This is a genomic window from Buchnera aphidicola (Sarucallis kahawaluokalani), from assembly GCF_005080725.1.
GTDB lineage: Bacteria > Pseudomonadota > Gammaproteobacteria > Enterobacterales > Enterobacteriaceae > Buchnera_L > Buchnera_L aphidicola_AF.
This window is the reverse complement of record NZ_CP032999.1, coordinates 196,470-215,374: the sequence shown is the minus strand read 5'-3', so window position 1 is coordinate 215,374 and position 18,905 is coordinate 196,470. Positions and strand designations below refer to the sequence as shown.

General features: G+C 23.4%; 17 protein-coding genes. 8 read left to right on the top strand and 9 right to left on the bottom strand.

Annotation, left to right across the window (positions count from 1 at the left end; all coding sequences use genetic code 11):
• The first annotated feature begins 227 nt into the window (after window positions 1–227).
• Genes trpD through trpA form a run of 4 tightly spaced genes read left to right on the top strand, consistent with a single transcriptional unit; the run spans window position 228 to window position 4,643 of the window.
• A complete protein-coding gene (gene trpD / locus D9V78_RS00970; protein ID WP_158350546.1) occupies window positions 228–1,247 on the top strand; it encodes an anthranilate phosphoribosyltransferase in 1,020 nt (339 codons plus the stop codon).
• Window positions 1,229–2,590, top strand: coding sequence for a bifunctional indole-3-glycerol-phosphate synthase TrpC/phosphoribosylanthranilate isomerase TrpF (gene trpCF, locus D9V78_RS00965; protein ID WP_158350544.1), 1,362 nt, complete (start codon window positions 1,229–1,231; stop codon window positions 2,588–2,590). The genes trpD and trpCF overlap by 19 nt, the downstream gene beginning before the upstream one ends.
• Window positions 2,591–2,641: 51 nt before the next feature.
• Entirely contained in the window at window positions 2,642–3,841 is a 1,200-nt protein-coding gene (trpB, locus tag D9V78_RS00960; RefSeq protein WP_158350542.1) for a tryptophan synthase subunit beta, read from the top strand.
• Window positions 3,828–4,643 carry a tryptophan synthase subunit alpha gene (gene trpA / locus D9V78_RS00955; protein ID WP_158350540.1) on the top strand — a complete coding sequence of 272 codons (816 nt, stop codon included), beginning with the start codon at window positions 3,828–3,830 and terminating at the stop codon, window positions 4,641–4,643. Before trpB ends, trpA begins: the two co-directional genes overlap by 14 nt.
• Window positions 4,644–5,188: 545 nt before the next feature.
• Here the strand turns inward: trpA and ribA are convergent.
• The 9 genes from ribA to mnmA form a co-directional block, all read right to left on the bottom strand.
• Window positions 5,189–5,776 (bottom strand): GTP cyclohydrolase II, encoded by a 588-nt coding sequence (ribA, locus tag D9V78_RS00950; protein WP_158350538.1) that lies wholly within the window; start codon window positions 5,774–5,776, stop codon window positions 5,189–5,191.
• 29 nt (window positions 5,777–5,805) lie between these two features.
• Window positions 5,806–6,519, bottom strand: coding sequence for an orotidine-5'-phosphate decarboxylase (pyrF, locus tag D9V78_RS00945; RefSeq protein WP_158350959.1), 714 nt, complete (start codon window positions 6,517–6,519; stop codon window positions 5,806–5,808).
• Window positions 6,520–6,588: 69 nt separating this feature from the next.
• Window positions 6,589–7,515, bottom strand: a complete 927-nt coding sequence (gene lipA / locus D9V78_RS00940) for a lipoyl synthase (RefSeq protein ID WP_410051743.1) — start codon at window positions 7,513–7,515, stop codon at window positions 6,589–6,591.
• Between the two features lie 44 nt (window positions 7,516–7,559).
• Window positions 7,560–8,219, bottom strand: coding sequence for a lipoyl(octanoyl) transferase LipB (gene lipB / locus D9V78_RS00935; RefSeq protein WP_261978904.1), 660 nt, complete (start codon window positions 8,217–8,219; stop codon window positions 7,560–7,562).
• Between the two features lie 58 nt (window positions 8,220–8,277).
• Window positions 8,278–8,925 carry a YchE family NAAT transporter gene (locus D9V78_RS00930; protein WP_158350533.1) on the bottom strand — a complete coding sequence of 216 codons (648 nt, stop codon included), beginning with the start codon at window positions 8,923–8,925 and terminating at the stop codon, window positions 8,278–8,280.
• A 137-nt stretch (window positions 8,926–9,062) separates the two neighbouring features.
• Complete coding sequence (locus D9V78_RS00925; RefSeq protein WP_158350531.1) at window positions 9,063–11,036, bottom strand: exoribonuclease II; 1,974 nt, start codon at window positions 11,034–11,036, stop codon at window positions 9,063–9,065.
• A 9-nt stretch (window positions 11,037–11,045) separates the two neighbouring features.
• Window positions 11,046–11,828: an enoyl-ACP reductase gene (locus tag D9V78_RS00920; RefSeq protein WP_158350529.1), complete on the bottom strand. Its 783-nt coding sequence runs from the start codon at window positions 11,826–11,828 to the stop codon at window positions 11,046–11,048.
• 66 nt (window positions 11,829–11,894) lie between these two features.
• The gene (gene purB, locus D9V78_RS00915) at window positions 11,895–13,265 is read right to left on the bottom strand and encodes an adenylosuccinate lyase (RefSeq protein WP_158350527.1); all 1,371 of its coding nucleotides are present in this window, start codon (window positions 13,263–13,265) and stop codon (window positions 11,895–11,897) included.
• A 47-nt stretch (window positions 13,266–13,312) separates the two neighbouring features.
• Window positions 13,313–14,410 (bottom strand): tRNA 2-thiouridine(34) synthase MnmA, encoded by a 1,098-nt coding sequence (gene mnmA, locus D9V78_RS00910; RefSeq protein WP_158350525.1) that lies wholly within the window; start codon window positions 14,408–14,410, stop codon window positions 13,313–13,315.
• Between the two features lie 191 nt (window positions 14,411–14,601).
• Here mnmA and lepA point away from each other — a divergent pair, with 191 nt between their 5' ends.
• The 4 genes from lepA to era are packed head-to-tail and all read left to right on the top strand — an operon-like array spanning window position 14,602 to window position 18,902.
• Entirely contained in the window at window positions 14,602–16,386 is a 1,785-nt protein-coding gene (lepA, locus tag D9V78_RS00905; protein ID WP_158350523.1) for a translation elongation factor 4, read from the top strand.
• Between the two features lie 28 nt (window positions 16,387–16,414).
• Entirely contained in the window at window positions 16,415–17,368 is a 954-nt protein-coding gene (lepB, locus tag D9V78_RS00900) for a signal peptidase I (RefSeq protein ID WP_158350521.1), read from the top strand.
• Between the two features lie 20 nt (window positions 17,369–17,388).
• On the top strand, window positions 17,389–18,069 hold the full coding sequence (rnc, locus tag D9V78_RS00895) for a ribonuclease III (protein WP_158350519.1): 681 nt from the start codon (window positions 17,389–17,391) through the stop codon (window positions 18,067–18,069).
• A complete protein-coding gene (gene era, locus D9V78_RS00890) occupies window positions 18,066–18,902 on the top strand; it encodes a GTPase Era (RefSeq protein ID WP_158350517.1) in 837 nt (278 codons plus the stop codon). Before rnc ends, era begins: the two co-directional genes overlap by 4 nt.
• Window positions 18,903–18,905 lie beyond the last annotated feature (3 nt).

The following is an 18,905-nucleotide window of genomic DNA, read 5'->3' as shown; positions in this document are numbered from 1 at the left end:
ACAATTTATATTGAGATGATATTTCAACATCATGGAAATAATATCATTTTTATGATGTAAATTTATGCAAGTTTATTTATATAAACAATAATTGTAATTATATAATCTTATAATATTTTATTATAAATGTTATCTTTTTTTTTCCTGATCAATATTACTATTTCATAAATAAAATATAATTTTATTTTTCAAATAAAGGAACTCATTTTATTAAAAAATATATTAATATGAAAAAAATATTCAATAAACTTTATAAATTAAAAACATTAAATGAACTAGAAAGTTATAAGTTATTCAAAAAAATTATCAAAAAACGAATTTCGAATATTTCATTAACAGCAGTATTAACTGCAATAAAAGTAAGATCGGCATCTATCAATGAAATCATTGGTGCAATAAAAGCTTTTCAAAAATATGCGAAAAAATTTCCTCATCCTAACTATTTTTTCTCAGATATTGTAGGTACTGGAGGAGATTATAGTAATACAATTAACATATCAACAGCAAGTGCTATATTGGCCGCTTCGTTAGGATTAAAAATTATAAAACATTGTAATTGTGGTATATCAAGCCAACTGGGATCTATAGATATTTTAAAAAAAAATAATATCAATGTTAATTTAAATTTAAAAAAAAATAAAAAACAATTAGATAATTTAAATATTTGTTTTTTATATGCTCCAAAATATCATTCTGGATTCAAAAATGTTGTCAAAGTACGTAAAGAATTAAGCACTAGAACCATCTTTAATACACTAGGTCCTTTATTAAATCCATCCAGACCAAATTTTACTGTTATTGGAGTGTATCATCAAAATTTATTATTACCATTTGCAAAAATTGTTCATGCATTAAATTATGAACGTGCAATAATTTTACATAGTGATGGAATGGATGAAATAACTCTTCATGGTACAACAAATATTGTTGAAGTCAATCGTGGTAATATAACTGCATATACATTATATCCAGAAGATTTTGGATTATGTAGAATATCAAAAGATAAATTTAAAAATAATACTATTCAAGAAAATTGCCATTACTTTAAAAATATTTCGAAAGGAATAGGTAAAATTAAATATCAATATTTAATAGCAATGAATACAGCAATCTTATTAAAAGTATTTGGGTATGAAAACCTTATTGTAAATACAAAAATCGCTTTTCAAAAAATACAAAACGGGGATATCAGTAAACATATAAAAAAAATATCTATGAGAGAAAAAATATGCAACAAAATATATTAAAAAATATTTTATACAATAAAAAACAATGGTTAATAAAACAACAAAGGAAATTTCCATTAAAAAAAATATCTAATCATATTATTCCAAGTAATCGAAATTTTTACAAAATATTAAAATCAACATATCCAAGTTTTATCCTAGAAGTTAAACAGGCTTCTCCGTCTACAGGAGTAATTAACGCTAATTTAAATATAAAAAAAATTACTCAGGTTTATAAAAAACATGCTACAATTATTTCAGTATTAACGGACGAAAAATATTTTTACGGTAATTTTCAAAGATTATTTGAAATAAATCAATTAGTCAAACAACCTATATTATGCAAAGACTTTTTTATTGATCCGTATCAAGTATATTTAGCAAGATATTATAAAGCTGATGCTATTTTATTAATGTTATCAGTATTAGATGATGCGCAATATAAATATCTTGAAAATATTGCACATAAAATGAACATGGGAATTTTGACCGAAATTCACAATGAACATGAATTACACCGAGCAATCAAATTAAAAGCTAAAGTTATTGGAATTAATAATAGAAACTTAAATAATTTTCAAATCGATTTAAATACAACATACACACTCGCACCAATGATACCAAAAAATAAAATTATTATTAGCGAATCAGGTATTAAAGATCACATACAAATAAAACAATTAAAGAAAATAGTACATGGATTTTTAATTGGATCGTCTTTAATGAAATCAAATGATATTAATTTAAAAGTAAACAATATTATATTTGGTAATAATAAAATTTGTGGTTTAACACGAACTAAAGATGCTATTCAAGCTGAAAAATTTGGAGCAGTTTATGGAGGATTAATATTCGTATCAAATTCACCTCGCGCACTGCAATACGATACTGCAAAAAAAATTGTTAAATCAACACAATTAAAATATGTAGGTGTTTTTCAAAATGAAGATATTGAAAAAATTTTATTTCTAATAAAAAAATTAAAATTATATGCAATACAATTACATGGTAATGAAAATACGGAATATATTTTAAATATCAAAAAAAAAATACCTAAAAATGTTGAAATATGGAAATCTATCTATATTGTAAAACAAAAAAATCAACTAGATTTTAAAAATATTAATTATTATTTATTTGATAACTATCAAGGCGGTAGTGGAATTTGTTTTAATTGGGAATATACAAAAAAATATTCATTAAATAAAGTATTTTTATCAGGAGGATTATCCGAAAAAAACTGCATACAAGCAAAACAATTAAATTGTTTTGGTTTAGATTTTAATTCTCAATTAGAACACACTATTGGAATAAAAAACCATAAAAAATTAAAAATTTTATTTACAAAATTAAAGTTATCATAAATATCAAATTATATAAAACATCAATAATTGATATATTAGAGGAAAATATTTATGAATTTATTAAACCCATATTTTGGAAATTTTGGTGGTATGTATGTTCCTCAGATTTTAATGCCGGCACTACAACAACTAGAAAAACACTTTGTGGAATCACAAAATAATAAAAAATTTCAAAATAAATTATCATACTTATTAAAAAATTATGCTGGAAGACCCACTCCATTAACATTATGTAAAAATATTACTAAAAATACAAACACAAAATTATATTTAAAAAGAGAAGATTTATTACATGGAGGAGCTCACAAAACTAATCAAGTACTTGCACAAGCATTATTAGCAAAAAAAATGTGTAAAAATAATATCATTGCAGAAACTGGAGCAGGACAACATGGCATAGCAACTGCTTTTGCCTGTTCGTTATTGAATTTAAAATGTCGTATTTATATGGGCAATAAAGATATTAAGCGACAGGAAATTAATGTATTAAAAATGAAATTAATGGGAGCTACAATCATACCTGTAAAAAGTGGTTCTGCAACACTAAAAGACGCTTGTAACGAAGCTTTAAGAGATTGGTCAGAAAATTATTCTGATAGTCATTACATGTTAGGTACAGCTGCAGGACCTCACCCATATCCTATTATGGTACGTGAATTTCAAAAAATAATTGGTATAGAAACTAAAAAACAAATTTTATATCAGGAAAAGAAATTACCTGACAAAATTATTGCTTGTGTTGGTGGAGGATCTAACGCTATTGGTATATTCCATGATTTTATTAAAGATAATGTAAAATTAATTGGTATCGAACCAGGTGGAACAGGAATGTTACAAGGTCAACATGGAGCACCTCTACAATACGGTAAAACTGGTATTTATTTTGGAATGAAATCTGCAATGATACAAGATAAAGACGGACAAATTCAACAATCACATTCTATTTCTGCAGGATTAGATTTTCCATCGGTTGGACCAGAACATGCTTGGTTACATTCTATAGGAAGAGTTAAATATTATACAATCAGCGACCAAGAGGCATTAGATGCTTTTATTAATTTATGTCAATCTGAAGGAATTATTCCAGCTTTAGAATCTGCACATGCTATTGCTTATGCATTGAAAATTATAAATCAACAACCAAATAAAAAACAAATTATTATTGTTAATCTTTCTGGTCGTGGAGATAAAGATATCGCAACAATACATAATAACATTAAAAATAAAAGGATTAAAAATGTATCGATATAATAAAATGTTTCAAAGTATTAAATTAATAAATGAAGGATGCTTGATGCCATTTGTAACGATAGGAGATCCTTCTATACAAACATTCTATAAAATTATTGATATTTTAGTATCTGCTGGAATTAATGCATTAGAATTAGGAATTCCTTTTTCAGATCCATTAGCAGATGGTGTTATTGTACAAAACGCTAACAATCGGGTTTTATCACAAAATATAACAATTAAAAAATGTTTTACAATATTAAAAAATATTCGTCAAAAATATCCTACCTTACCAATAGGAATACTAGTATATGCAAATATTATTTTTAATATGGGTATAGAAAAATTTTATGAAAAATGCTATAAAATTGATATAGATTCTGTATTAATTCCTGATGTACCTCTTGAAGAATCAAATATATTTCGAAAATATGCACAAAAATATAATATATCTGAAATATTAATTTGCCCGCCAAATGCCAATATTGCATTTATTAAAAAAATTTCTAAAATTAGTACAGGATTTATTTATTTAATTGCACGTTCTGGGGTTACCGGGTTTATTCATCAAAAAAATAATCCTAGTATACAAATCATTAAACAAATTAAACAAAAAACTTCTACTCCTATCTTACAAGGTTTTGGTATTTCAACAGCATCACAAATTAAAAATTCATTATTGCTAGGAACAAATGGTGTAATTTGTGGTTCTATTATTATAAATTTAATTCAAAAATTTCAACATAACCCAGAAATTATGCTAAAACAAATTAAAAATTTAACGTTGAAATTAAAAGCAGCGACAAAAATGTCAATACCATAAATAATACTATAATAAAATTTTTACATATTTTTATGCAATACAATAAAATACTAAAAGTGAATTATGAATATACAAAAAATAAAAAATATAATTAATATGTTAATATTTTTATTTATTATATCTAGTGTTGCTAAAATTTTACTAGAAAATATCATTACTCCATTAATAACATTATATTTCATATTTTTTATAGTACGCATGTTTACAAAAAATAAATTTTATAATCAATTTATCTATTATAATATCAGGAATATCAAAAAAATATATCTTTTATTATTAATAATATTTTTCATGATTGTTATAACAAATATCTTCTCTGGTTATATAGAACTTTCATATTTAAATATAATTTATCAAATATATATATATTATATATCAAAAATATACGTAATAATCAAAATTTGTTTTATATTATTAATCATCTATACAATATATTCAAGATACATATTATAAATACTATCAATAATATTTATAAACTAATTTATAAAAAATTTATGTATTATGAAATAATTTTTAATAATACATATATTTAATATAATTATGATTTAAGAAATTAAATGACCCATTTTATTAATTTTTGTATTTAAATACTTTTTATTCTTTGGATTATCTTTGACAATTAAATTCATTCGTTTTACAATATTAATCCCGGCATTAACTAATATTTTTACTTTTAATGGATTATTTGTTAGTAGTATAATTTTTTTAATATGCATTAACTTTAATATATCAGAACAAATAGTAAAATCTCTCTCATCGGCAGAAAAACCCAATTTATGATTTGCCTCTACTGTATCTAATCCTTGATCTTGTAAATGATATGCCTTAATTTTATTTAATAAACCAATATTTCTACCTTCTTGCCTATGATAAATTAATATCCCGCTACCTGACTCAGCAATCAATGCAAGTGATGTTTTTAATTGTTCTCCACAATCACACCTTAAACTAAATAACGCATCTCCTGTTAAACATTCTGAATGAATTCTAACTAATACTGGTTTTTTATGATTTATATTACCATATGTCAAAACAACATGATTTTTATCGTTACCTTTCTCTTGAAAACCAATAATTTTAAATTCTCCCCAAAGAGTTGGTAAAATAGCATCTTGTATACGTTTAATTTTCATATTTTCTCAATCAAGTAGTAAATTTTAATTTAACGGGTATTAACATAATTCCATATTCTATACAAATCTTTTACAGGATTAGAAGATGTAGTAATAGTCCTACCAATTACAATATAATCCATATGATATTTTTTTATTTCTTCAATATAAGTAACAAAATTCTGATCATGTGGATTATGATTAATAAACCTTATACCAGGAACAACAACTTTAAAATCATTACCAAAATTTTTCTTTATTTTTTTTGCAATAAATCCTGGACATACCACTCCATCTAATTGATATAATTTAGTTAATTTTGCTAACTGTAAAATATATTTTGGTAAAGAATTTTTTATACCAATTTGATATAAATCACATTCTGAAAAACTAGTTAATGTAGTTATAGCAATTAATAACGGCGGTTTATTAAAATTCCTTAATGCTAATTTAGCATATTCCATAACATTTCCGCTTCCAGAAGCATGTACACTGGTCATCCAAATTCCTAGTTCTGAAATTATAGAAATAGATTTAAACATAATATTTGGTATATCATATAATTTCAAATCTAAAAAAATATCAAATTTTAATCTTTTGATTTCTTTAATTAATTCTATACCAAACTTAATAAACATACTATGACCAATTTTTAATTTAAATAGTTTTGGATCAATTTTATCTATTAAATTAAATACAGACTTTTTATCTACATAATCTAATGCTATGATAATCTCTGGATTCTTTAAATTTTCAGAAATAATTGACATAATCTATCCAATCATTATTAAAATAATTTCATAAAATTTTATAATTATTTATACAAATAATAATTATTTACTTTGTAAACTAGCATGATATGAAGATCGTACCAACGGACCGCAAAATGCGTGAGTAAAACCCATCGATAATGCTTCATTTTTGTAATATTCAAATTCTATTGGTTTGATATATTTTTGTACCTTTAAATGATTTATACTAGGCTGCAAATATTGACCTAATGTTAACATATTTACTCCATTAGATCTAAGATCTTTTAATACTTGGATAATTTCCTTTTTTTTTTCTCCCAAACCCAGCATTAAACCTGATTTTGTTGAAATATGAGGATTTTTTTTACGAAAAGCATTTAATAAATATAATGACTTTTTATAATTCGCTCCTGGGCGAATAATATGATACAATCTCGGTACGTTTTCTAAATTATGATTAAAAATATCTGGAGGATTATCGGATATAATATTTATTGCTCTTTTTAATGCATGACGAAAATCAGGTACTAAAATTTCAATTTTTATATTCTTTTTAATACGTAATTTTTTAATACATTCAGCAAACTGTTGCGCACCACCATCTTTTAAATCATCACGATTAACAGATGTTATAACAACATATGTAATACCCATCTGAAACACTACTTCAGATAATTTTTTTGGCTCATGAACATCCACATGATATGGTCGACCTTTTTTGACAGCACAAAAAGGACATTTTCTAGTACATATGTTTCCTAAAATCATAAATGTTGCAGTACGATTATTAAAACATTCCGGTAAATTAGGACATAACGCTTCTTCACATACAGTATTCAAAGAATGCTTTCTAAGAATATTTTTTATTTTTTTAATGTATTTAAATGACTGTGGTAATTGTATTTTAATCCACGATGGTTTAGATAGTGTATCATTTTTATCAATATTTTTTAAATTATAATATTTTTCCAGTATTTTATTTTTTTCATTATTCATTTGATTTCCAATATAATCAACAACAATATAACAAATATAATGATATATAAATGAAATTAATATACATCTTGTATAGACACACATGTTAAATTAAAAAATGAAATACAATTTTTTATTAATACATTTTTGACATTATGAAAAGATATATTTTTTTTGATATTATACATATGTGTCATGATAATATTTTTATCTCCACAAGGATCAATATATTTAAATGGACGTAAATCCATTTTTATGTTTAATGAAAATCCATGTAAACAGTAATATTTCTTGATACGTAATCCAATAGAACAAATTTTCTTGTTTTCTACATATATTCCTGGATTTATATTATTATTACCAATAATAGAAAAAACATATAATGTATTTAATACAATTTTTTCTATAAAAGATAATAATCTCCGAATATTAATTTTTAGTCGCTTTAAGTTAAATAATAAATATACAATTTGTTGTCCCGGACCATGATACGTAATTTTTCCCCCACGATTAGTGGGTATTACTGGAATATTGTGAATACTACTTCTAAACTCACTATTACCAATTTGTCCATTTGTATATACTGGATAATGTTCTACAAACCAAATTTCATCTATTGTATGTTGATTACGGACATTAGTAAAATGGTTCATATTATTAAAAATATAACTCCACGAACATATTCCAAAGTCACGAATAATAACCGGATGTGAAAAACTACTATTCATAAAATTCATATTGTATCAAAAAATAAATTTTCAAAATCAATATATATATGTATATATTATATATTATTTATAATATTTTTGTAAAAATAATTTTCATGCTTGCAATGATAAATTCAATACCTAAAGACATTAATAATAAACCCATAATTCTTGTTAAAATATTAATACCCGTTGATCCAAGAATTTTAATACAAAAAGGTGCAATCTGAAATAATATCCAACATAAAAATGAAAATAATAATATAACAATTATACATCCTAACATTTCATTCCAATTATTGTGATGAGTACTCCAAATAATTGTTGAACTAATTGCTCCTGGACCAGCAATTAATGGCATAGCTAATGGTATAATACTAATATTATCTTTTTTGTATAAAACATTATTTTTATTCTTTTTATTCACTAAATTATTCATTAATGTACCATTAATCATAGGTATTGCAATACTGATAATTAATATCCCTCCTGCAATACGAAATGATTCTATAGAAATATCAAAAAAATCTAAAATTATTCCACCAATAGATAATGCAATAATTAATATACTAGCTGCAGCAATATTGGAAATAATATTAATCCTGTTCCTATCTTTTGGAGAATAAAAAGCTGTCATTCCTATAAATATAGGAATCATACCTATAGGATTAATCACAGCAAACAATCCTGCAAAAAAATGTATATAAATCAAAATGTTTAAATATAAATTATTCAAAAATACTCCTAAAAATTTTTAATATCAATATCAAATCATAAATCATTTAAGCTCTTAAAATTACAATATATATTATTTAATATATTAAATTATTAAAATCAATTTTTGATAATTTTAATTACACGGTATAAACATAATTAAATAAAAGGTTTAGCAATAATTAATCGTTCTAAAATTTTAACTTTAATAATTATCACTGATAATATATTAGAAATACGGTATAATTCCTTATTTTGAAAATATAAAATTCCATTTTTTTGATCACAAATTAATTCATTTTTAATACGCGTAATATATATAATAGGAATGAATATGTTAGCTCCATTAATTAATAAACGTGCTTTTATACCAGATGGTAATATGTCAAATATTTTTGCCATAAAAATTTTTTTACATTGATGATATTTGTGAAAAAATTTAATATATAACCAACTTTCTACATTCTTTTTGATGAATTGATTACGGCGTTTACAATTTATGATATCTAATAGAATTTTTTCGCTGGGTTTATTGGCAGGATTTCCTAAAATTACATCTTTTAATAATCTATGATTAATCATATCACTATATTTACGTATTGGGGAAGTCCATGTTAAATACTCTTTAAATCCCAGTCCAAAATGAGGTTTTGGAGTTATACTCATTGTACCTAAAGATTGATATCGTCTAATTCTATGTTCGATATAACCATTAGAAGATTTTTCTAATAAACGATATAATTTACAAAAACCAATTAAAGTAACAATTTTTTCATGATGTACATTAATATCATATTGTTTTAATAATAAAGAGATATTTTTTGCATTAATTTTATGAAATCCAGTATGAATATTATAAATACCAAATCCTAATTTTTTAGATAAAAATTTTGCTGCACTAATATTTGCTATAATCATAGCTTCTTCTATCATTTTATTTGCAATGGTTTTATGTTCCATAGAAATTTTTACAACATCTTTTTTTTTTGAAAAATAAAATCTATATTCAGGTTGATCTTTAAAAATTAATGCATTTTTTTTACGCCACTGAATTCTTCTATTGCATAATACATGTAACAAATTTAACTGATTAGCAGTATCTGTATCTGGTTTCCAAGATCCTTTCCTTTGAATCCAATTTGAAACGTCATGATAATTCAATTGTGATTCAGATTTGATCCAAGCTAAAAAAAAACTAATATCTTCAGAAAGATTACCATATTTATCAATGTAAACTTCACACGCTAAAACCGGCTTTTTTTTTTTTGGATGTAATGAAAATATACCTTCTGATAATTCGCGTGGTAACATAGGAATATTTAATCCTGGAATATAATTAGTAAATAATCTCTTAGATGCAATAATATCTAATTTACTACCCGGAGAAATATACGAAGTAGGGTCGGAAATCGCTACTATCATTTTAATTTTCTGACCACCAATATCAGTTAAAAATACAGCATCATCTATATCTTTAGTATCTTTATTATCAATAGTTATAAAATGTAAATGAGTTAAATCCATTCTAAATAAATTATTTTTTAAACAAATATCATAATTTTTTTTTTTACACGGAACATAATCTATATTATAATTCGATAAAACAACCTTCCAGGGTAAAAAATTATCATTAGTTCTAGCGATACATTTAAGTAAATATACATGAAATGCTTTTGAAGAATTCAATTTATGATGTATTAATTTTGCAAAAAACCAATCTCCATTTTGAATATTTTGAAACTTTTTATAATCAATACAACAAAAAAATAAAATTTTAATTAAAGGATATTGTGGTTGAATAAAAAAATTTATCCCTATTTTTTTTATACTTCCAATAAATTTATATAAAAACGGTTTAATTAAAAATAATGGTTCTACAAAAAAAATTTTTTTTTTATATAAAATTTTAGCTACAATTTTATCACCATTCATAAATTGATTAATATATTTTTCTGGAATGAAATAATTTAATTTATGTTTTGATTGTAACAATCCAAATCTATCATTATATTTTTTAATAAATCCTACTACTTTTTTATTTTGTATATTTAATTGAATATCTGATTTTAAAACAACTTCTTTTGTTAGCATAAAATGATTCCAAAAAAATAACAACAATAATTTTTTATTCATGAAACGGAATTAACATAAATGATTCAAAAGAGATATATTTGAACCTCCATCTACATAAATTATTTGACCTGTAATACCACTTGATAAATTAGAGCATAAAAACGCAGCAACATTACCAATCTCTTCAATGGTAACTAGTCGTTGGATAGGAGAAAATCTTTTTGCATGATGTAATATCTTATTAAAATTAGGAATATTATAAGAAGAAATTGTTTTTATTGGACCAGAAGAAATTGCATTAATTCTAAATTGATTAAATTTTATACTATTTGCAATATATTTTATATTAGCCTCTAAAGAGGCTTTTGCAATACCCATAATATTGTAGTACGGTATTGCTATTTTTGCACCTATATATGTTAAAGAAACGATTGCAGATCCATAATTTAATTGTTTTTGACATTCTTGAATCATATAAATCAAACTATATGAAGTTACACAATGTGTTTTTATAAAATCTTTTCTATTAATTGTATTAATGTAATTTTTTGAAAATTGTTGCTTAGGGGTATAAGCAATAGTATGAACAAATCCATCAAAACTTTTCCAAAATGTATACAGTTTTTGAAATAATTTTTTTATATTATTATGATGTAAAAAATTACAAGTAATAACAATATTTGAATTAAAATCTTTAGCAATTTTTTTAATTTTTTTTTTATTTTTTTGATTTAAACAAGTAAAAGCTAAAGTAGCATTTTGTTTATACATTGCTTTGGCTATTCCATATGCAATAGAGTGCTTATTTAAAATACCAGTAATTAAAATTTTTTTATTTTTTAAAAATCCCATTATACTCCTTAAATCATAAATACATATTATGTATAAATAAAAATACAAAATAAAAATAAATATTCTTTATATTTTTTCGACTAATTGTATAGAATTCCCAATATAATTGTTAGGATTTATTTTTTTTAACTTTTGTTTCTCAACTTTTGGAATATGTAATTTATCAATATATGCATGTATATCATTTTTAGTAATGTTTTTATTTCTAGTTAATTGTTTTAATTGTTCATATGAATCAACAATTCCAAAACGACGCATTACCGTGTGTATTGGCTCAGCTAATAATTGCCAACGATTATGTAAATCTTTTGAAATATTATAATAATTTATTTCAATTTTATTCAACCCTAATAATGTAGCATCATAAGCAATAATAGAATAACCAATTACAACACCAATATTACGTAAAATAGTTGAATCACTTAAATCACGCTGCCATCTTGATATTGGTAATTTTATTATCATATGATTCATGACAGCATTTGCTAAACCCAAATTACCTTCAGATTTTTCAAATTCAATAGGATTAACTTTATGTGGCATAGTAGAAGAACCAATTGCATCATTTTTAATTTTTTGTTTAAAATAATCTAGTGTAATATACCCCCATATATCTTGATTAAAATTAATCAAAATAGTATTAAAACGTACAATACAACTAAAAATTTCAGAAATATAATCATGTGGTTCTATTTGTGTTGTATAAGGATTCCACTGTAGACCTAGGCTAATAACAAAATTTTGACTAATTTGATGCCAATTTACATTAGGATAAGCAGCAATGTGTGCATTATAATTACCAGTTGCACCATTAAACTTTCCTAAAATAACAATATTTTTTAATTGTATAAGTTGTCTTTTCATCCTATAATAAAAATTAGTCATTATTTTACCTAGTGTAGTCGGTGTTGCAGGTTGTCCATGTGTTCTAGATAATATACTTACTCTTTTTGCATCATGTGAAAAAAATTTTATAGAAGATAAAATTTTTTTCCATAATGGAACTAATATTGTAAATACAGTTTTTTTCATCATACATGCATATGCTAAATTATTAATATCATCCGAAGTACACGAAAAATGAATAAAATGAATAATATTTTTATAATTAGAAATATTAGAAGCAATTTTATTTCTTAAAAAGTATTCAATAGCTTTCACATCGTGTTTAGTTACTTGTTCAATCTTTTTAATTTCTAATGCATCTTTGTAATTAAAGTTTTTTATTAAATTATCTAAAAAATTATTTATTATGTTATCAAATTTTGGGATCTCATGAATATCTTCTATTTGTGATAATTGTTGTAACCATTTTATTTCAATTTTCAATCTTAACCTTAAAAAACTATATTCACTAAATATTTTTTTTAAAATTTTTGTATTTTTATGATATCGGCCATCTATTGGAGAAATTGATAATAAAAAACCATCATTCATATATAATGTTCCATAAAAAATTATAATTAAATGAATTTATAAAAAAATCATGCATAAGGTATACTTTTTTTAATAACTCCCCCTCCTAAACAAATTTTATGAGAGTAGAATACTACTGATTGTCCCGGAGCAATAGAAGAAATAGGTTTTTCAAATATAATTTTTACAGAATATAAATTTAAAAGATAAATTCTACATTTTATATCGTTTGCACAATATCTAACTTTTACAGTACAGGATAAATTATTAAAAATATTAATTTTATTAATCCAATGTACATTAATTGCAATTAATCCTATAGAAAACAATTGAATATTTTTTCTTCCTTGTACTACAACTAAACTATTTTTAATAAAATTTTTTTCTACAACATACCATGGCATATTTTGTTTATCAAATCTTCCACCAATGCCTATATTTTTTCTTTGACCGATAGTATAATTTACCAAACCATTATGTACACCTATAATATAACCATATTGGTCAACAATATTACCTGAACGATATCCAATAAAACGATGTAAAAAAATATGCATTTTTCGAGGTCCTATAAAACAAATCCCAGTGGAATCTTTTTTATATGCATTATGTAAATGAATTTTATGAGCTATATTACGTACTTTTTTTTTTTTTAAATGTCCTACTGGAAATAATATTTTTTTTAACTTATAATTACTTAATGTATATAAAAAATAACTTTGATCCTTATGAAGATCTATACTTCTTATTAACATATTTTTTCTATTCAGGGATTTAATTTGTGCATAGTGTCCTGTTGCAAGAAAATCAGCACGTAATTGATAGATTACAAAATCAAAAAGTAAACCAAATTTAATTTTTTTATTACATAAAATATCAGGATTAGGTGTATTACCTTGTTTATACGATAAAAGAAATTTTTCAAAAACATTATCCCAATATTCTGTAGAAAAATTTACTTCATGTAAATAAATTCCTAGTTTTTTACATACTATACGGGTATCATATAAATCTTTAGCAGAAGCACAATAATCTACATTATCATCTTCTTCCCAGTTTTTCATAAATATCCCTTCTACTACATATCCTTTTTTTAATAAAAGATATGCAGAAACTGCAGAATCTACTCCGCCAGACATAGCAACAATAACTTTTTTATTTTTCATAAAATTATAATGTTATATTAAAACTATTATAAATACTAATTAATACAATTATAAATGTTTTATGCAATAAAATATTTTATTATAGTATATTAATATTAATATTGAATAACTAATTATATCAATATAATATAATAAGTATATGAAGTTATAACACCTGAAATATTTTATTTAATTTAAAAAATTAAGAAATTATGAAAAATATAAGAAATTTTGCTATTATTGCACATATAGATCATGGTAAATCAACACTTGCAGACCGATTTATACAAATCTGCGGAGGATTAACTACTCGAGAAATGTCAAATCAAGTATTAGATTCAATGGATTTAGAAAAAGAAAGAGGCATCACTATTAAAGCACAAAGCGTAACAATAAAATACACAAATCAAAAAAAGATGACATTTCATTTAAATTTTATTGATACTCCCGGACATGTAGATTTTACATATGAGGTATCAAGATCATTAAATGCTTGTGAAGGAGCATTATTAGTTATTGATGCCTGTCAAGGAGTAGAAGCACAAACATTAGCTACTTGTAATATGGCATTAAAGATGAATCTTTCTATTATTCCTGTATTAAATAAAATAGATTTACCAAATGCTAATGCAAATAAAGTGATTCAAGAAATTCATGATATGATTGGTATTAATACTCAAGATATTGTACAATGCTCTGCAAAAAATGGAACAGGTATTATCCCTCTTTTAGATAAAATTATTGAAAAAATTCCTGCACCATCAGGATCAATACAGGTTACATTACAAGCTTTAATTATTGATTCTTGGTTTGATAATTATTTAGGTGTCATATCTTTAGTATGTATTAAAAATGGAATATTACACCCAGGTACAACAATTATAGTACTTAGTACCCAAAATAATTATACTGTACATACAGTAGGTATATTTACTCCAAAAAAAAAAAATAAAAAATATTTAAAATGTGGTGAAATAGGGTGGATGATATGTGGAATTAAAGACACCGGAGCCTTTCGCGTAGGTGATACAATTACTTCAGCAGTCAATCCAACAACTTATGCTATTCCAGGTTTTCAAAAAATACGCCCAAAAATATTTGCTGGATTATTTCCAATAGATACAGACAAACATGAAATTTTTCGTATTGCATTAGGGAAATTAAGTTTAAATGATTCTGCATTATATTATGAACCAGAAAATTCCCATGCTTTAGGATCTGGGTTTAAATGTGGATTCCTTGGTGTTTTACATATGGAAATTATACAAGCTAGATTAGAAAGAGAATATAATTTAGAAATAATATCTACAACACCAACTGTAATGTACGAAATTGAAACTATAACTAAAAAGATTATTTATGTAAATAATCCAAATGATTTAAATAAAATAAAAAACATCCGAGAACAAAGAGAACCAATTGCAGAATGTAAAATATTAACACCTGAAAAATATATTGGTAAAATAATTAACCTATGTTTAAATAAAAGAGGAACACAAAAAAATATTACTTATCATACACATCAAGTATTATTACATTTTGATATACCTATTGCAGAAATTATCACGAATTTTTTTGATAAAATGAAATCGTTATCAAGTGGATACGCTTCTTTAGAATATCATTTTAAATGTTTTAAAAAAACTGATATAGTATGCTTAGATATTTTAATCAATTCTGTAAAAATTGACGCATTATCTTTAATCATGCATCGTAATAACGTGTACAATCAATCAAGAAAGATAGTTGAAAAAATTAAATTATTACTTCCAAGACAACAATTTAATCTTGCAATACAAGCTGCAATCGGTAATAATATTATTGCTCGATCTACTATTCAACAATTAAGAAAAAATGTACTATCAAAATGTTATGGGGGGGATATTAGTAGAAAAAAAAAATTATTACAAAAACAAAAATCTGGAAAAAAAAAAATGAAAAAAATTGGTAACATCAAAATACCAAAAAAAGCATTTTTCACAATATTATCTAATTAAAATCTGATTATAAAATACAGGAAAAAAAATGAATGATACTTTATTAGGTATTTTATCGATATCATTATTTATTACAGGATTATTCTGGTTGGCTGAAAAAATTTTTTATGTTAAAAAAAAGTCTTTTCAAGATAATTTAGAATTTCAAAAAACATACATTCTTAATAATAAAAAATACAACAAAAGATGTTTTTTTCAAAAAATCTCATCATTTTTTCCAGTACTATTTTTAGTATTTATTGTCAGATGTTTTTGCTGTGAATCTTTTTATATTCCATCAGAATCTATGATACCAACATTATTACCCGGAGATTATATTATTGTAAAAAAATATTTCTATGGAATAAAGAATCCATTTACAGGAAATTTTATAACAAAATATCATAATATTAAAAGAGGTGATATTGTTGTATTTAAATTTCCTAAAAACAAAAATCAAAATTTCGTGAAACGAATTATCGGATTACCAGGAGATAAAATAATATATGATCCAATTAATCAAATTATTACAATTTATGAAAAATACAACCAAAAAAATATAAAAGAAAAAATATTTTTTCAACAATATATTTTTAAAAAATATGATAGTAATATTACTACAGAAAATCAAAATTTAAAAAAAAATATTTCATGTATTAATAAAATAAAAAAAAATGATAATATTTTACATGATAATTGCATGATTTATAAAGAAAATATCGATCATTATAAATATCATATATTAATATCACATGCAAACCAAAAAATAAAAAAAAAATATTTTCTACAAATTACACAACCAAAAAACACATGGATCATACCACCTAAAAATTATTTTGTTTTAGGAGATAATCGTAATAATAGCTATGACAGTCGTTTCTGGGGTTTTGTACCAGAAAATAACATTATTGGAAAAGTAGATTATATCTGGATGAGCTTCAATCAAAAAGCTAATCAATATCCTACTAATATCAATTTGCACCGTATTGGAAAAACCAATTAAATCTAAACATTTAAATAAATATGAATTATATTGTGATACAAAAGTTACAAAAAATCATTGGATATTCTTTTAAAAATAAAAAAATTTTAAAACGAGCTTTAACACATTGTAGTGCAGGTAACCAACATAATGAACGATTAGAATTTTTAGGAGATTCAATTTTAAATTTTGTTATTTCACATGCATTATATAAAAATTTTCCAGATATTAATGAAGGTGATATGAGTAGAATGCGTGCAAAATTAGTCCGGGGAAAAACTTTATCAAAAATCGCAAATGAATTTCAATTAGGAAGATATTTAACATTAGGACCAGGAGAAATTAAAAGCGGAGGTGCACAAAGAAAATCAATTTTAGCTAACGCAATTGAAGCTCTAATTGGAGGTATTTTTTTAGATAGTAATATATTAACTATCAATAAACTAATATTATTATGGTACGCATCAAGACTAAACAAAATTAATCCAAAAAATACAAAAAAAGATGCAAAAACTAGATTACAAGAATATTTACAATCAAAAAATTTTTCTCTACCAGAATATATTATAATACAGGTGTATGGAGAAACACACAATCAATTATTTACAATACAATGTAACATATTAAATATGAAATATAGTGTTATAGGTTTTGGGTCTAGTAAAAGAAAAGCTGAAAAAAATGCTGCACTTGCCGCTTTAATAACATTAGGTATAAAATGAAAAAAAATACCTATTGTGGATACATTGGAATTATAGGAAGAACGAACGTTGGTAAATCAACTATTTTAAATCAACTAATTGATAAAAAAATTTCTATAATTTCAAAAAAATCAGGAACAACACAAAAAAATATTACTGGAATTAAAACAGTAATACAACATCAGTTTATATATATTGATACTCCAGGAATTGAAATATATCCTACGTATCAAAAAAAAAGTATACTTCAAAATAATAATTATATAAATATAATTATCTTTGTTATTAATAAAATAAATTGGGGAAATATTGAAAACATTATTTTAGAAAAAATCAATAAAACACATATACCGACAATTTTAGTCATTAATAAAATCGATCATATTAAAAATAAAAAAACATTATTACCATTTATTGATTTAATATCTAAAAAAAAAAATTTTTTAGATATTATTCCAATATCTGCAAAATATGCAAAAAATATTAACCTATTATCAAGATCAATAACAAAAAACTTGCCAAAGGCAAAACATATATTTCCTAAAAAAAAAATCACAACAAATTCAAAAGAATTTATAATATCTGAAATTATTCGAGAAAAATTTTTACAATTCTTAAATCAAGAAATACCCTACTGTATCAAAATAAAAATTCAATTATTTTATATTGATACAAATAATATATATCAAATTTATGCTACAATATATGTGAAAAACATTAGACATAAAAAAATAATTATCGGAAAAAAAGGTAAAAAAATAAAAATTTGTCACATGTTGGCTACAAAAAATATAAGTCAATTTTTAGGAAAAGATATTCAATTACATTTAACATTTAAACTACAAAGAATATAATAA

Coding starts and splice junctions, on each gene's coding strand:
- trpB (WP_158350542.1), top strand. CDS start 2,642: ATGAATTTATTAAACCCATATTTTGGAAATTTTGGTGGTATGTATGTT.
- D9V78_RS00920 (WP_158350529.1), bottom strand. CDS start 11,828: ATGGGATTTTTAAAAAATAAAAAAATTTTAATTACTGGTATTTTAAAT.
- lepB (WP_158350521.1), top strand. CDS start 16,415: ATGAATGATACTTTATTAGGTATTTTATCGATATCATTATTTATTACA.
- rnc (WP_158350519.1), top strand. CDS start 17,389: ATGAATTATATTGTGATACAAAAGTTACAAAAAATCATTGGATATTCT.
- ribA (WP_158350538.1), bottom strand. CDS start 5,776: ATGAAAATTAAACGTATACAAGATGCTATTTTACCAACTCTTTGGGGA.
- purB (WP_158350527.1), bottom strand. CDS start 13,265: ATGAATGATGGTTTTTTATTATCAATTTCTCCAATAGATGGCCGATAT.
- trpCF (WP_158350544.1), top strand. CDS start 1,229: ATGCAACAAAATATATTAAAAAATATTTTATACAATAAAAAACAATGG.
- lipB (WP_261978904.1), bottom strand. CDS start 8,219: ATGAATTTTATGAATAGTAGTTTTTCACATCCGGTTATTATTCGTGAC.
- era (WP_158350517.1), top strand. CDS start 18,066: ATGAAAAAAAATACCTATTGTGGATACATTGGAATTATAGGAAGAACG.
- mnmA (WP_158350525.1), bottom strand. CDS start 14,410: ATGAAAAATAAAAAAGTTATTGTTGCTATGTCTGGCGGAGTAGATTCT.
- trpA (WP_158350540.1), top strand. CDS start 3,828: ATGTATCGATATAATAAAATGTTTCAAAGTATTAAATTAATAAATGAA.
- trpD (WP_158350546.1), top strand. CDS start 228: ATGAAAAAAATATTCAATAAACTTTATAAATTAAAAACATTAAATGAA.
- lepA (WP_158350523.1), top strand. CDS start 14,602: ATGAAAAATATAAGAAATTTTGCTATTATTGCACATATAGATCATGGT.
- D9V78_RS00925 (WP_158350531.1), bottom strand. CDS start 11,036: ATGAATAAAAAATTATTGTTGTTATTTTTTTGGAATCATTTTATGCTA.